The organism is Longimicrobium sp. (genome assembly GCA_036389135.1).
In the GTDB taxonomy this organism is placed as follows: domain Bacteria; phylum Gemmatimonadota; class Gemmatimonadetes; order Longimicrobiales; family Longimicrobiaceae; genus Longimicrobium.
On record DASVQP010000003.1, the window covers coordinates 69,781 to 84,792 of the forward strand.

General features: G+C 68.8%; 15 protein-coding genes. 12 read left to right on the forward strand and 3 right to left on the reverse strand.

The annotated features are described in order from the left end of the window. The first annotated feature begins 57 nt into the window (after window positions 1-57). From VF584_01220 to VF584_01235, 4 genes are all read left to right on the forward strand, one after another. Window positions 58-1,293: a cysteine desulfurase gene (locus tag VF584_01220; GenBank protein ID HEX8208776.1), complete on the forward strand. Its 1,236-nt coding sequence runs from the start codon at window positions 58-60 to the stop codon at window positions 1,291-1,293. A 121-nt stretch (window positions 1,294-1,414) separates the two neighbouring features. After that, window positions 1,415-1,852, forward strand: coding sequence for an SUF system NifU family Fe-S cluster assembly protein (locus VF584_01225; protein HEX8208777.1), 438 nt, complete (start codon window positions 1,415-1,417; stop codon window positions 1,850-1,852). Window positions 1,853-2,524: 672 nt separating this feature from the next. Continuing rightward, window positions 2,525-3,130: a hypothetical protein gene (locus VF584_01230; GenBank protein HEX8208778.1), complete on the forward strand. Its 606-nt coding sequence runs from the start codon at window positions 2,525-2,527 to the stop codon at window positions 3,128-3,130. 20 nt (window positions 3,131-3,150) lie between these two features. Beyond that, window positions 3,151-4,134: a hypothetical protein gene (locus VF584_01235; GenBank protein ID HEX8208779.1), complete on the forward strand. Its 984-nt coding sequence runs from the start codon at window positions 3,151-3,153 to the stop codon at window positions 4,132-4,134. Between the two features lie 112 nt (window positions 4,135-4,246). Here the strand turns inward: VF584_01235 and VF584_01240 are convergent, their stop codons facing one another. Beyond that, on the reverse strand, window positions 4,247-4,462 hold the full coding sequence (locus VF584_01240) for a hypothetical protein (protein HEX8208780.1): 216 nt from the start codon (window positions 4,460-4,462) through the stop codon (window positions 4,247-4,249). 31 nt (window positions 4,463-4,493) lie between these two features. Here VF584_01240 and VF584_01245 point away from each other — a divergent pair, with 31 nt between their 5' ends. Further along, window positions 4,494-5,102, forward strand: coding sequence for a hypothetical protein (locus tag VF584_01245; protein HEX8208781.1), 609 nt, complete (start codon window positions 4,494-4,496; stop codon window positions 5,100-5,102). A 194-nt stretch (window positions 5,103-5,296) separates the two neighbouring features. On the opposite strand, the gene VF584_01250 is transcribed toward VF584_01245, so the two are convergent. Then, a complete protein-coding gene (locus VF584_01250) occupies window positions 5,297-8,146 on the reverse strand; it encodes a S8 family serine peptidase (protein ID HEX8208782.1) in 2,850 nt (949 codons plus the stop codon). Window positions 8,147-8,529: 383 nt separating this feature from the next. On the opposite strand from VF584_01250, the gene fadI reads away from it, so the two are divergent. From fadI to VF584_01280, 6 genes are all read left to right on the forward strand, one after another. Next, entirely contained in the window at window positions 8,530-9,828 is a 1,299-nt protein-coding gene (gene fadI, locus VF584_01255) for an acetyl-CoA C-acyltransferase FadI (GenBank protein ID HEX8208783.1), read from the forward strand. Between the two features lie 300 nt (window positions 9,829-10,128). Beyond that, a complete protein-coding gene (locus VF584_01260; GenBank protein ID HEX8208784.1) occupies window positions 10,129-11,052 on the forward strand; it encodes a sigma 54-interacting transcriptional regulator in 924 nt (307 codons plus the stop codon). Window positions 11,053-11,715: 663 nt separating this feature from the next. After that, window positions 11,716-12,087 (forward strand): hypothetical protein, encoded by a 372-nt coding sequence (locus VF584_01265; GenBank protein HEX8208785.1) that lies wholly within the window; start codon window positions 11,716-11,718, stop codon window positions 12,085-12,087. A gap of 121 nt (window positions 12,088-12,208) precedes the next feature. After that, the gene (locus VF584_01270) at window positions 12,209-12,622 is read left to right on the forward strand and encodes a hypothetical protein (protein HEX8208786.1); all 414 of its coding nucleotides are present in this window, start codon (window positions 12,209-12,211) and stop codon (window positions 12,620-12,622) included. 308 nt (window positions 12,623-12,930) lie between these two features. Continuing rightward, on the forward strand, window positions 12,931-13,548 hold the full coding sequence (locus tag VF584_01275; GenBank protein HEX8208787.1) for a peptidoglycan recognition family protein: 618 nt from the start codon (window positions 12,931-12,933) through the stop codon (window positions 13,546-13,548). Window positions 13,549-13,600: 52 nt separating this feature from the next. Then, entirely contained in the window at window positions 13,601-14,074 is a 474-nt protein-coding gene (locus VF584_01280) for a hypothetical protein (GenBank protein HEX8208788.1), read from the forward strand. 27 nt (window positions 14,075-14,101) lie between these two features. On the opposite strand, the gene VF584_01285 is transcribed toward VF584_01280, so the two are convergent. After that, complete coding sequence (locus VF584_01285; GenBank protein ID HEX8208789.1) at window positions 14,102-14,554, reverse strand: helix-turn-helix transcriptional regulator; 453 nt, start codon at window positions 14,552-14,554, stop codon at window positions 14,102-14,104. A gap of 156 nt (window positions 14,555-14,710) precedes the next feature. On the opposite strand from VF584_01285, the gene VF584_01290 reads away from it, so the two are divergent. Then, the gene (locus tag VF584_01290) at window positions 14,711-14,995 is read left to right on the forward strand and encodes a hypothetical protein (protein HEX8208790.1); all 285 of its coding nucleotides are present in this window, start codon (window positions 14,711-14,713) and stop codon (window positions 14,993-14,995) included. Window positions 14,996-15,012 lie beyond the last annotated feature (17 nt).

Genomic DNA, 15,012 nt, shown 5'->3' on the forward strand with positions numbered 1-15,012 from the left:
CTCTGTGTGAAATCGCTTTTTCGAGGACTGCAGGAACCCATGTCGCTGATCGCCGAGATGCCGGGCGTGCTCGACGCGGAGCTCATCCGCGCGGACTTCCCGATCCTCCAGCAGGAGGTGAACGGGCACCCGCTGGTGTACCTGGACAACGCCGCCTCCACGCAGAAGCCGCGGGCCGTGCTGGACGCGCTGGCCGCGTACTACGAGCACGACAACGCCAACGTGCACCGCGGAGTGCATACGCTCTCCGTGCGGGCCACGGACGCGTTCGACCTGGCGCGCGGCAAGGTGGCGGCGCTCTTTGGGATCGCGGACCCGGCGGAGCTGATCTGGACGCGCGGCACCACCGAGGCCATCAACCTGGTGGCGTATAGCTGGGGCCTCGCCAACCTGCGCGCCGGCGACGAGGTGCTCCTCTCCGTCATGGAGCACCACAGCAACCTGGTGCCCTGGCAGATGGTGGCGCAGCGCACCGGCGCCAAGCTTCGCTTCCTGGACATCGACGACCAGCAGCGGCTGGACCTCTCCAACCTGGACGAGCTGCTCACCGGGCGCACGAAGCTCGTCTCCATCGTCCACGTGTCGAACGCGCTGGGGACGATCAACCCGGTGCGCGAGATCGCGGATAGGGCGCACGCGGCGGGGGCGATCGTGCTGGTGGACGGCGCCCAGTCCGCGCCGCACCTGCCGGTAGACGTTCCCTCGCTGGGGTGCGACTTCTACGCGTTCAGCGGCCACAAGATGTGCGGCCCCACGGGGATGGGTGGGCTGTGGGGGCGGCGCGCGCTACTGGAGGCGATGCCCCCCTTCCACGGCGGCGGCGACATGATCGAATGGGTGGAGCTGGAGCACTCCACCTACGCCCCCCTCCCCAACCGCTTCGAGGCGGGGACGCCGCACATCGCGGGTGCCGTGGCGCTGGGCGCGGCTGCGGAGTACCTGGCCGGGATCGGGCGCGACGCCATCCTGGCCCACGAGCGCACGCTGCTGGCCTACGCGCTGGAGCGGATGGCCGCCATCCCGGACCTCACCGTCTTCGGCCCGCGCGACCCGGCGGAGCGCTCGGGGGTGATCTCCTTCACCCTGGGCGACGTGCACCCGCACGACCTGGCCACCATCCTGGATGCGGAGGGGATCGCCATCCGCGCCGGCCACCACTGCGCCCAGCCGCTGATGCGCCGCATGGGCGTGGGCTCCACCGCGCGCGCCTCGTTCTACCTGTACAACACGCCCGCCGACGTGGACCGGCTGATGGACGGGCTGGGGCGGGCGCGGAAGCTGTTCGGACTTTGAAAAGAGGGGAATGGGGAATGGGGAATGGGGAATGGGGAATGGTAGAAACCTCCACTCCGCTTTCCGCGCTCCATGTCGTTCCCATTCCCCAGAACCCATTCCCCATTCCCCGCAGTCTCCCATGGCGCTGCCGCTCGAATCCGTGTACCAGGAGCTGATCCTGAAGCACTACCGCTCCTCCGCGCATCGGGGAGAGGTGGAGGAGCCGAGCGCGGTGGTGGCGGAGAGGAACCCGCTCTGCGGCGACGACATCTTTCTGACCGTGCGCGTGCGCGAGGGGATCGTCGAGGACGTGCGCTTCAGCGGGCACGGGTGCGCGATCTCGCAGGCGGCCGCCTCGATGATGTGCGAGCACGCGGTGGGGAAGTCGTGGGACGAGATCCACCTCGTGGCGAACCGCTTCCGCGACCTCATGCACGGCAACGAGGAGGCCGCCCGCGACCGCGCGCTCGGCGACATGCGGGCGCTCGCCGGCGTCGCCAAGCTCCCGCGCCGCGTCAAGTGCGCCATGCTCGGCTGGGACGCGCTGGCGGAAGCGGAGAAGCAGGCATCGAGGTAGGCCGCGCGTGTACGAAGCCGCCCCCAAGCCCGTGAACGGGTGTGGGGGCGGTTCGGCTTTCCGCATCAGGGCACCGGATTTTTCTGCGTCAATCCCGATGCTCTGCGCGACTTAATCCGGATGTTCAAACGCCGGCAACGCATTAGTCCGCAAACCACGACGCTCCGCACATAACCCCGCGTTTCCTGCCAAGAGTTGCGTTGACCTTGAAGTCGTTTCCCGTTATCGTCTGGGTCTGCTGCAAAAGACAGAAAACCGTACGTCGCCTTATGCTCTGCGGCGCCCCTCCAGGAGGTCCACTTGTCCCTGCCTCCGCTTCGCCCGTTTCGTACCCGTACTCACCTCCCACGCCCTCTCGTCGCAGCGCTGGCAGCTGCCGCGCTCTTCGTAGCGTGCGACGCGCCCGACGGTCCTACTTCCGGTTCTTCTATCGCGCCGGAGACGCTTAGACGGTACGTCACCGGCGCAGCAGTGGCGAGTCTAAACGCGAAGGGCGAATTCGACCTTGGCGTGCCGGAGGCACCTGGAGGCCGTCCTATCATCACCTCCGAAGAGGCGGGCCGGCTCGCGCTCGCATCCGTGAAGAGCTGGGGTCCGTCCCTTCGGGCCGCGTGGTCGGAGGAGCGGGGGGAGGTAATCGACATCTCGAATCTCACCGTCGGACCTCGTACGGTGTTTGCCCGTACCCCGTACGGCGAGTTCCCGAACGGCCATCATCCGGCGATCGTCCGGGTACATGGCCCGTACTACCTTGTTACACTCTACTCGGGCGCAAAGCCCGTCCTGCTGACCGCAGTGGCCGCGTACAACGCGGGTACGAAGATCAACAACCGCGGGCTGATCGAGCGCCCCGAGCTCCGCGGGATGGAGTTCGTCTCCCATGCCCTTCCGATCGACACCAGCGAGTTCCGGATGATCTCTCCCGAGGAAGCGGTGGAGACCGTGGGCCGTGCCACTGGGGCCCGCGTGGTCACGACGCCCGAGCTGGTACGGCCGCCACTCCCGTACTCCCCCGCTTCCGCGATGTGGAAGCTGACGCTCGACCGTGACGTGTCGGTGAAGGGGACGAGAGGCGTCAGGCGCACACGACAGCTCTTCGTCGGACCCGAGAGCGATCGGCGGCTGATGTCGGCGGTTCCGGGCAACGGGCGCACTCTTCGCAGCTTTGGGGTGGCTGGATCGGGGCAGAGCCACCGGCCCGTGCCAGTCGACTTGCAGCTCGTAGATGGCGAATCGGCCTCCTACGAACGAGTCCATCTCGTGCAGGGAGGAGAGTGATCATGCGTTGATCGATCGCGATGCTGCTGGCCTGCACGGGCCTGGCGGCGGGGGACTGCAGCAACAACAAGATCGCGAACTGCCCGGTCATCTCGAGCACCGCGAACGCCAGCCTCTACGGTCTGGAGTTTGACCTGGTGATCCCGGCGGAGTGCCCGATCCCGCTGGCGGACCCAGGCGAAGAGAAAAAGTACGCAGCGGCGAAGATCTGGGATCGAGGGGCGGAGGACATGTTTTATGCGAGGGTGAAGGTGGAAAACTCAAATGGCGAGGAGGTGGGGGAAGAGATCACCGTTTTCCTTGGCTTTGCTGGACAGAAGTTCGCCCAGCCACGCGTCGAGTACGTGGCAGCAACGGGCGACGAGACCTTTACCGACATCGACATGGTGAAGTTCAGCGCGTATAGCCAAACGGGAGACAAGTACGCGGAAGGGAAGACCAGACTCACCTATCAACAGACCACGATGTCGGCCCAGCTGACCGGTGAGAAAGTTCCCCTCCCGAACACCACTCACACCTGGAGCGCACCCGTTAAGGGGGGCTACCCCGGGTTCACGTACGCGTGGTATCGCGATGGAACGCTCGTCGGGAGTGGCCCGAGCTACACGGCCACCGTGGGAACGAGTGATTCGAACCTCCGCGTTGAAGTGACGGACCAGACTTGGAGTACCGTCGCCGCGGTACTGTCGCTCGATGTGGGAGGGATCGAAGCGACGATTGAGGGCCCCACTCTGGTGTACGCCTCACAGGGAGCTCAGACCTGGACCGCAACCGCTAGGGGAGGCACGGGGACCTACACGTTCGACTGGTATCTGGACGACCTATATGCAGGCAGCGGTACGACCTGGAGCTCATTCCCCGGGGAAAACTGGCACCGGCTCGAGGTGAGGGCGCAGGACAGCGCGGGCGCTTTCGACGCGCACGGGTACAACGTCCGCGGATTCGGTGGCAACGATCCGACCTGCCAGCCCGTTCCGCCGCAGCTGACATGCGGGCCATCTTGAGCATCCGAAAGGGAAGGGGTTGATGTTGGCAGCTAGATTCCGCCGGTTGGCGGCTGCGTCCGCATTGTCGTGCGCGGCCCTGCTCCCCGGGTGCGCGGACGGCCCCACCGGGTCACCGGGAGGCGTGGAGGACGTGCGGCAGTACGTCGCCGGCTCGGCGGAACAGCGCCTGGGGCAGCGACGGGCTGTTCACCTTTCCGGAGGCAACCGCGCCCTCCTCGGCCGAGATCATCTCGGAGCAGCGGGCGCGGGAGCTCACGGCTTCCTTCGTGCTCAGCTTCGGCCCCGCCATGAAGCCGTTCTGGGACGACGAGCGTGGCCGCGCCATCAACCTCTCTCGACTGCGGTCCGACAGACGCGTGTACTTCGTCCACACACCGTACCAGCTCTTTCCCGAGGGCTATCACCGGGCATTTCGCCGGGCATTCGGCCCCTTCTACCTCTTCACGCTCGGGACCGGACGGGAGCCCGAGGTGCTCATAGCTGTATCGGCGTACACCACCGATGTCCGAATCGACACGGACGGAAAGCTCGGTATGCCACGCCAGAGCGGGATGGAGTTCGTGACGTCCGGGGTGGCTGGGGACGGCCCGGGCTCTCTTGTCGCTCCCGAGGAGGCGGTGGTTCGTGTGGGCCGCGCGACAGGAGCCCGTGTGAAAGAGGTTCCCGATCTGGTGATGTTGAACATCCCCCTGGGGCCGATGAACGCAGCCTGGAAGCTCTCGCTAGATCGGGCTGTGCGGGTGCGTACAACGGCCGGCTCAGAGGCGCGAACGGTTTCCACGATCTACCTCGCCCCGGTGGTGGGCCGGCTCCTGATCCCTGCGGCGGTCCAGAGTTCGTACCAGGACTTTCCCGCCGTGCGGATAGGCCCGGCGGGCGAGGATCTCGGCGAGGAAACGGTTCGCTTACCCATTATCCCGGGGCGCGCGACCGTTTTCGAAGAGGTGACTGTCGTTGGCGGATGAGCTGACCCGGGCGCGCGGGTGAGGGGCACGTGCTCCCCAACCTCGCACGCCGCGTCAAGTGCGCCATGCTCGGCTGGGATGCGCTGGCCGAGGCGGAGAAGCGCGCGTCCGAGTAGTCCCGCCGTGCACGAAGCCGCCCCCACACCCGAGACCGGGTGCGGGGGCGGCTTTGTGTTCGTCACTGCCGGCGTGGGTCAGGGAATCGGGATGGCCACGTTGGCGCTGGCCCCCGGTGCGGAGCAGCCGGCGACGTTGCAGGCGCGGACGAAGTACCGGTACGTCTGGCCGGCGGTGACGGTGCCATCCGCGAAGCTCACCGCGCCCGCTGCGAGCCTGCCGAGGGTCTGCGACGTTCCCAGGGAACCGTCCGGGTTCATCATGCGGCGCGCGACGGTGAACGAGGTCTCGTTGGTGCTGGCGTCGGTCCAGGTCACCTGTACCCCGGTGCCCGAGGTCGCCAGGGCCGCGACGTTCGTGGGCGGCGGCGGGATGGTGGGGGCGGTGACGTTCGGAGTCGCCGCCACGGCGGAGCAGCCGGCCGGGTTGCAGGCGCGGACCTGATAGCGGTACGTCTGGCCCGGCGTGACGGTGCTGTCCGCGAACACCGTCGTGTTGGCCGGCACCGCGCCGATGGGCTGCGGCGGTCCCAGCGAACGGTCCGGGTTCACCAGGCGGCGCGCGAGGGTGAACGAGGTCTCAGTGGTGCTGGCGTCGGTCCACGTCACCTGGATGCGGTTGGCCGCCACGGCCGCAGCGGCCGCGCCCGTGGGAGCGGCGGGAGCGCTGAGCGTCACCGGCGAGCTCTGCGAAACCGACGAACAGCCCGACCCGTTGCACGCGCTGATGCGGTACTGGTAGGTGCCGCCGGGGGCGAGCGCGCTGTCGGCGATGGCCGTGGTGTTCGCCGCCGGGGAGGACACGTACTGCCACCCGCTCCAGGTGGTGTCGCCCGTCATCACGCGGCGCGTGAGCGAAAAGGCCATCTCGTTGCTGGAGCGGTCGGTCCAGGTCAGCCCCACCGAGGTCGGCCCCGCGATGGCGGCGGCGAGGTTGGTGGGGGCCAGTGGCGGCGCGGGCACGGTGACGTTGGCCGCCAGCGTCACGCCGGAGTACGACGACCACCCGCGAAGCATGACGTAGTACGTGCCCGGGGCAGGCATCGAGAGGTCGCAGCGTTCGGCGTTCCCGTTGAGGTACGGCCGGCAGTTGTACGCGGACAGCGTCGGAGGCTCGGCGTACCGCACGTACAGGTCGGCGTCACCCGTGCCGCCGCTGATCGTGACGGAAAGGCTCGTAGCGCCATTCGGCACGGTGACGGCGTAGAACGTCTCGCTTCCGTAGGCGCCCGAAAGGTTGGTCCGCGGCGTCCCGGACTGCAGCGGCAACACGTCGGTCACCCGCACCGTGACGCCCACGTAGCGCGATGGGATTCCCGCGGCCGTGTCCCGCACCGTCAGGGTTCCGGTGTAGCTGCCCGGTGCGAGGGAGGCGCTGGACACGGTCGCGTCCAGGGTGGAGGACGAGCCGGGCGTGAGTATCCCCGCGCCGGGGGCGACCGCCAGCCACGGGCGGTCGCTCGACGCGTTCCAGTTCAGATCCAGCGTCCCGCCGTTGCTGAGGATGATGGGCAGCGACGCCGTGGATTCGGCGAGCGTAGCGGCGTGGATGGCGCCGGCATCCTCCGCGGCCTGCCTGGGCGCGCCGCCCCCGGAGGCCGTGAACCGCTGATCGGGGGTGTTCTCGGCCGGAGCGGCGGCCGCGGTGCCCTGGGTGCGCAGGAAGGTAAAGCTGAGCGACGACTTGTTCAGCACGATCGCGGGCGCCGGCACGGGCGGCGCGGGCGGCGTGAGCCTGGAATACAGCAGGGTGTTGGGCGAGCCGGCCGCGTCGCCGATCGCGCCGACGGTGCCGGAGCTGAGGATCGCCTGGGCCACCGTGGCGGGGGTGGCGGTGGGGTGGTCCTCCAGGTACGCCGCCGCCACGCCCGCCACGTGCGGCGCCGCCATGGAGGTGCCGCTGATGGTGCTGATGGCAGCGTCACCCGTGGCCCACGCGCTGGTGATGCTCGAACCCGGTGCGAAGAGGTCGACGCAGTTCCCCCAGTTGGAAAACGACGAGCGGGCGTCGGTGGAGGTCGACGACGCGACCGTGAGGGCGGTGGGGGTGCTTGCCGGCGAGCGCGAGCAGGCATCCGTGTTCTCGTTGCCGGCCGCGACGGCGTAGACGACGCCCGAGGCGATGGACGCGGCTACCGCGTCGTTCATTGGGGCGTGCACGCTCCCGCCCAGCGACATGTTCGCCACGGCCGGCTTCTGCGCGTTGGCCGTCACCCAGTCGACGGCCGCGATGACGGTGGAGGTCGCCGTCCCGCCCGTGCACCCGAAGACGCGCACGGCGACGACGCTGGCGTTCTTGGCCACGCCGTACGTGCTGCCCGCAATGGTACCGGCCACGTGCGTGCCGTGGCCGTGGCAGTCCTGGCCGTTGCGCCCGTCGCCCACGAAGTCGGCGCCCACGCTGGCGCGGCCGTTGAACTCGGTGTGCGTGGTGCGGATGCCGGTGTCGATCACGTACACCTTTACGCCGTTGCCGCTGGGCGTGTAGCTGAACGTGGTGCTCAGGGGCAGGGCGCGCTGGTCGATGCGGTCGAGCCCCCACGTCGCGTTGTTCTGCTGCGTCTCGTCGGGTGTGACCCAGCCGTCCTCCGCCACGTACTTGACCTGCGGATTGCGCCGCAGCTGATCCACCGCGGCGGGGCTCAGGCTTGCCGCAAAGCCCTTGAGCGCGGTCTCGTAGCTGTAGTGGAGACGCCCGCCGTGCGCCGCCACCATCTCGCGGCTCACGGAGGCCGGGCTGGCGACGCCGTTCTCCAGCACCACGACGTAGCGGCCGGGGATCGCCGAGGGGCCCGCGGAGTGCATCGGCGCCAGGTCTCCGGGCGCGCGGGCGGAGCCTGCCGGGCCGGTGGCCGGGCGGTCGCAGGCTGCGAACGCCGCGGCCGCGAGAACGGGGGCGAGCGTGCGGAGCCAAGGGTGCTTCGTCATCAAGGGCCGTCCGGGAAAAGATGAGTGCGCGCCCGCTGGGCCGGGACGCGGGGCAACGGGGGGTGGCGGACTACGGGATTGCGTGTGGGACTGGAACGGAGAGCGGTCTGCTGCTGGAATCTGTGCGACACGATCCCGGAGCAGCGAGGGGTAAATTAGCCTGAACGGAACTGCGAGACAAGAACATTCGCTCGCGGAGATTGGCAGGGGAACCGCAACCGCTTGGCTCACGCAGAGACACGGAGACACAGAGGAAGAACCGCGAAAGGGTTAGTTCCCCTCTGTGCCCTCCGTGTGATGCTTTCCAGTTCCCCTTGTTATGAGCGGAGTTCAGGGAAAGATTGCGGGGTTCCGCGGGGCTCCACCTGAATGAGGGGATTCGGATGAACGGAATCGGGCGCAGGGTCGCCATCATCGACGGGTGCCGGACGCCCTTTGCGAAGTCGGGGAGCGACTTCAGGGACATGACCTCCACCCAGCTCGGCAAGATCGCCGTGCGCGAGCTGCTGTCGCGCACCGAGCTGGACGTGGAGCTGATCGACCACGTGGTGTACGGCACCGTCATCCAGTCGGTGAAGGAGCCGAACATCGCGCGCGAGGTCACGCTCGGCTCGGGGATTCCGCCGCGGGTGCCGTCGTTCACGGTGGGGCGCGCCTGCGCGTCGTCCAACCAGGCGATCACCTCGGCGGCGGAGCAGATCGGGCTGGGGATGGCGGACGTGGTGATCGCCGGCGGCGCGGAGTCGCTGACCGACGTGCCGATCCTCTTCTCCCCCGAGTTCCGCAACGCGCTGGTGAGGGCGTCCAAGGCCCGCACCCTGCCGGAGCGGCTGAAGGCGTTCGCCACGCTGCGCCCCAAGCACCTGGGGCCGGTCACCCCCGCCATCGCCGAGCCGACGACGGGGATGACGATGGGCGAGTCGGCCGAGCAGATGGCGCAGCAGAACGGGATCACGCGCGAGGAGCAGGACCGCTGGGCGCTGCGCTCTCACCAGCTGGCCGCCGCGGCGACGGCGGACGGGCGGCTGACGGCCGAGATCGCGCCGGCGTACATCCCCCCGAAGTACGACAAGGTGCTGCAGGAGGACAACGGCATCCGCGCGGACACTTCGCTGGAGAAGCTGTCGTCGCTGCGGCCGGTGTTCGACAAGCGCTACGGCACGGTGACGGCCGGCAACGCGTCGCCGCTGACGGACGGGGCTTCGGCGGTGCTGCTGATGAGCGAGGAGAAGGCGGCCGCGCTGGGGTACAAGCCGCTGGGCTTCATCCGCAGCTACGCGTACGCCGCGCTGGCCCCCAACGACCAGCTGCTGCAGGGGCCCGTGTACGCGGCGCCGGTGGCGCTGGACCGCGCGGGGCTCACCATCAAGGACATCGCCCTGCTGGAGATCCACGAGGCGTTCGCGGCGCAGGTGCTCTCCAACCTGCAGTGGTTCGACTCGGACAAGATCGCGCGCGAGCGGCTGGGGCGCGACAAGGCGATCGGCATTCCGCCCGAGGACCGCATCAACGTGATGGGCGGCTCCATCGCCATCGGGCACCCGTTCGGCGCCACGGGCGGGCGCATCACGGTTACGCTGCTCAACGAGCTGCGCCGGCGCGGCGAGCAGTTCGGGATGATCAGCGTGTGCGCCGCCGGCGCCATGGGCTTCGTGATGATCGTGGAGGCCGCGCCGAATTGAGAGAACAAAGAGAACAGATGGCCTCACACAGAGCCACAGAGTGAACTGAAAGAACAAATAAGTGGTTCTCTGTGCCTTCGCCGTTCCCTCAGTGTCTCTGTGTGACGGTTTTACGAGCCCTCCGCGCCCGTCATCGTACTCGATGGCGGGCGCTTCGCTCGCTGCTCTGGCGCCGCTTGTTTTCGGTATATGTTCGGGTTATTTTGGTGCACTGCTTCCCGATGTCCGGGGCGGGTCACGCGGAGGGTACTCATGGGCGGAACGGATCGGCGGGGGGCACGGAATGATGAGGATGCGGGCGTGCCTGCCTCGATGTCGGCCGCTACGCTGGACTTCGCGCGCAGGGCGGCGAGGAACGACGAGCCCGTGCTGCTGCTGGGCGAGACGGGCTCGGGGAAGTCGCACCTGGCGGCGGTGATTCACCGGCTGAGCGCGCGCGCACGCGGGCCCTTCCACCACGTCAACTGCGGCGCCATTCCGGACACTCTCTTTGAGCGGGAGATGTTCGGGCACGTGCGCGGCGCATTCACGGACGCCAAAGAGTCGCGCGAGGGGGCGTTCGAGGCGGCGAACGGCGGCACGCTCTTCCTGGACGAGGTGGGCGAGCTGCCGCTGTCGGTGCAGCCCAAGCTCCTCTCCGTGTTGGAGGAGCGGCGGGTGCGAAGGCTGGGCGCCACGCACGACACCCCCGTGGACGTGCGCGTGGTGACGGCCACCAACGCCGACCTGGTGGCGATGGTGGCGGGCAAGCAGTTCCGTGAGGATCTCTTTCACCGCATCGCCGTGCTGCGCTTTCGCGTGCCGCCGCTGCGCGAACGGAAGCGCGAGCTGCCGGGGCTGGTGCAGCACCTGCTGGAGCGGCGCGGCACCGGCGGCGCCACCCCCGAGGTGACTCCCGAGGCGATGGAGCTGATCCGCGCGCACCCATGGCCCGGCAACGTGCGCGAGCTGGACAACGCGCTGCGCCGGGCGGTGGTGTACGCCGAGCAGGAGCCCATCGCACCGCACCACCTGCCGGAGGAGATCCGCGTTGAGGCGGCGCCCGCGGCCGGGGTGGCAGCGGCGCCGCAGCGCTACGTGGCTCCGGACGATCCCGAGGTGGAGCGGCGGATGATCGTGGAGGCGCTCCAGGCGGAGGGCGGCAACCGCACCCGGGCGGCGCGGCGGCTGGGGATGTCGAGGTCGGCGCTGTGGAGCAAGATCCATCGGCATCGGATCACTTGAAAGTGCCAAGTGCCAAGTGCCAAGTGCCAGGCAAATGGAAACCTGGGTGCATTTTGAACGGCTGGTCTCACGCAGAGGCGCAGAGACGCAGGAGAGGAACAAGGATCTCACACAGAGCCACAGAGAGAACAGCCAGGGGGTTTCCTCTGTGGCTTGCGGTTCCCTCCGTGTGCTCTGTGTGAGGCTTTTCTCTTTTGTTCTTTCCCGCGCCTCTGCGTGTGCTAAGTCCTCAGATCGAGAGTGAGGACGAAAGGGAGAGATCCTGACGACGGGCCCGGACGACGGTGCGGAGGCGCGGAGAAGAGGTGCTTCTCCGCGCCTCTTTCCGTCCGTACCCGCGGCGGGAGCGTATACACACCGTGCACACAGTGTAAAAACCCATGGATAACCCCTCCGGCTCGTCCATGTCAGCGGCCACATTGCGTGGTCAAGTCCAGGCGCCGTGCCGATTTCAGCCGTCCACAAACAATCGGCCAGAAACGGCATGCCGCATGCCTTAAGAGGGGTCGGCAACACGGGAGAAGACCGGGCCCGGAGAACGATCGTGAGGCCAGGGAGGGGAGCAAGGCTCGAGGTGCCGTGTGCACCTGGGAGATCGGCTTCGCACCCCGGCGGGCAATCGAGCCCGGCGGGGACCACACACCCAGGCATCAGGGGCACATCATGGCCAGCAACGAACAGATCGCCGAACTCACCACGAACCTCAACACGGTGGTCAGCCACCCCCGGTTCGCCGAGCTGCTGGAGCAGCTGGAGAGGGAGCCGGAGGAGAGCCGCAAGCAGTTCATCCGCGAGCGCATGAACCCGGACGCGCTCCGGGAGCAGGGGATCCCGGTGAAGCCCGAGCTGCGCTCGGTGGTCCGCTACTTCGAGGACCCGCACTCGGCGGTGATCAGCTCCGAGTTCGTCACGGCCGAGGACGGCACGCCGGGCGAGCTCAGGACCATCAGCGACGTCACCGTGTGCGCCTCCTTCGGCATGGGGTTGTGCGTGTCGGTGGGCGCTACGCTGAGCAACACGGCGGCGACCGCCTAGCCGACCCTCACGCCGCCGGTGCAGGCGCGGGACTCACTCCGCGCCTGCACCGGCGACGCCGGACCCTTTCCGGAGCATGCGGCTCCGGTTCCAGATCCGCCCTCATCCAGGAAAACGACTCATGATCGACGGACAGCAGCTCGCCAAGAACATCCGGGCGGCGCTCGACGACGTCGCCGCCTTCATCGCCACCCCGGCCTTCCGCAAGGTGCTCGCGGAGTTCAGCGCGACTCCCACGGCGCTGCGCGGGCACTTCGTGCGCAGCGTGCTGATCAACAGGCAAGAGCTCGCCCGCCGCGGCGTGCAGGTGCCGGAGGACCTGACCATCCAGCGCTCCGCCTTCGAGGACGACCGGCCGACGCTGTTCTGCATCACCAAGTACCTTCCCGACATGGGAGCGGCCAGGAAGAAGGTGACGGTGACCTTTGACGAAGCCTGGGAGAAGTCGCTGGACATCCCCGGCTTCTCGGCCGACCAGCTGGAGGGCGACACGTGCTTCTACGAGGAGATCGCCCCCGCGGGGAACGCGGCGTAGCAGCGATGCACCCGGCACACTCCGCGAACGCGGAGGTGCCGGGCACCCCGCCGGGCGGAGCTTCCCGAACCAACGTGCGCCGCGGCAACGGCTCCATCCTCCCGAGCTGGCTGGCGCACGCGCTCACGAACCTGCCACGTACTCGGCTCTGGCGTGGCGACGAGAAAGAAGAACGGACCGCGCTTTACACAGAGACACGGAGGGGACAGTAAAGGACTAACGAGAGGTTCCCTGTGCCTTCCCGCTCGCACTAACGCACCAACACAGTGCCGTTCGCCATCCTGCAGGCGGCCGCAACAGGAGGTCCCATGCCACCCCCCTTCCGCTCCCTGGGATCGGCCGGATTCGCCGATCTCCTGGGCCGCTTCGTGTTCACGCGGCGCATCGACACGGTGCACCTTCACCACACCTGGCGGCCGAACCACGCCGAGTACCGGGGGCACGACACCATCGTGGGGATGTGGCGCTACCACACCCGCGAGAACGGGTGGAGCGACATCGCGCAGCACCTCTCGATCGCGCCCGACGGCACGCTGTGGCTGGGGCGCGACTGGAACGCGGCCCCCGCCAGCGCCGCCGGGCACAACGGGAGCGCCAGGGCCGGGCCCTTCATGATCGAGATGATCGGCAACTTCGACGTCGGGCGCGACCGGCTGCAGGGCGCTCAGCGCGCGGCGATGATGGACGTGATCGCGCGGGTGCAGCGGCGCTTCGGGCTCCCCGCGGAGGCGCTCCGCTTCCACAGCCAGATGTCCGGCAAGACGTGCCCCGGAAGCTCGCTCAGCCGCGCGCAGGTGGTGGCCGAGGTCGCCACGCGTCACGTGGCGCTGGGCCCCGCCGCGCCCCCCGACGCAGACGACGCACACGGCCGCCGGCCTCCCCCGCTCGCTCGCGGCGGCGCTGGAAGGCGGGACGGCCGATGGTGAAGTAGACGCCACACCGCGCGGCCCGGTGCCGCGCTAAAGGGATAGAGGGATCATGACACGCGTTCTTCAGACGATGCTCGCGCAGGAAAACCTCCCCTTTTTCACCAACGACTGGGAGGGCGTTCTCAAGGTGCTCGGGGTGGTGCTCAGCATCGCGGGCCCGGTGATCCTCTCGGTGTGGAAGATCATGCAGGGGCCGCTCCAGGGGCAGATCGACGGCCTGGGGCGCCGCCTGAACGAAACGCAGACCTCCTGCACTCAGAACGCCGTGGCGCTGGAGGACACGCGCCGCCGCGCCGAGCGTGCCGAGTTCGAGGCCTCCGCCGCCGGCAAGGCGGTGGCCCGCCTGGAGACGGTGGTGGCCGCGCTGGGCGAGCAGTCGCAGGTGAACAAGGCGGAGATCGTGGAGCAGTTTCAGCATCGCGCGCAGGACATGCTGGAGGCCGTGCACGAGATCGAGAACTCGCTGGTGCGCGTGGAAACGGTGCTGGAGCTGGAGGCGCGCCGCCGCCGCAAGGAGACGTGAGCGCCACCGCACGGCGGAGCGAGGCTCTCAGAGCCGGCCGGCCTCCACGCTCTCGCGCAGCTCGTACCACCATCCGGGGAGGATACCGCGCGCGGTCAGCATCCGCCGCAGCCCCTCCAGCGCGTCCAGCTTGCGGAGCCGCTCCTCCCCCGCCGGCGCGATGCCGTCCAGGAAGCGCGCCACGGCATCCGCCGAGGCGAACACGTCCTCCGCGGCGGAGGGCTCTGGCTCCACGCTCTCAGGCTCGCCCGGCACCGGCGACTCGCCGCGCCCCGTGCGGATCCAATCCGACGAGGCGCCGCACAGCTCGGCGATGCGCTCCATGGTGTAGGCGTGCGGCACCGCGCCCCCGGTCTCCCAGCGCGCGATGGAGCCGGAGTGCACCCCCAGCCTCTCCGCGAGCTGGAGGCGGTCCCATCCCTGGCGCTCGCGCAGCACCCGCAGCCGGTAGCCGACCGCGATGCGTTCTTTTTCGCTCATTCTGGGCTGCACATCCGGGCGGAACGGCCCCGGATTCGTGATAAACGTTGAGGTATGCTGGTGAATCGTGTGGAAAGTGAGAACGACGAATCGGCAGCGCAAGGGCAGAGCGCATCCGCGCATCCGCCCCGCGTCCCCGGAAACAGGAGGCAGTGCATGAACCGCGAGGGTTTCCCCAACGCTGGGCCGCGCAGGCCGGCACCGCGCCCCGCCGCGCCCGTTCCCCCGCCCACCCCGGACGGCGCCGACCGCCGGCTGCTGCGCGTGGCGGCGAGCTGCCCGCGCTGCGCCAGCCGCCCGGCGCTGCGCGTGACCCCCGCCGTGGTACACGCCCTGGAGGGCACCGACCCGGCCATCCGCGTGGGCACCTACCAGTGCCAGCGCCGCGGCTGCGGCGCGCTGTACGACCTGAGCGCGGAGGCGTTCCAGAAGGCGTCGTAGCATCGCGGCGGGCCTCG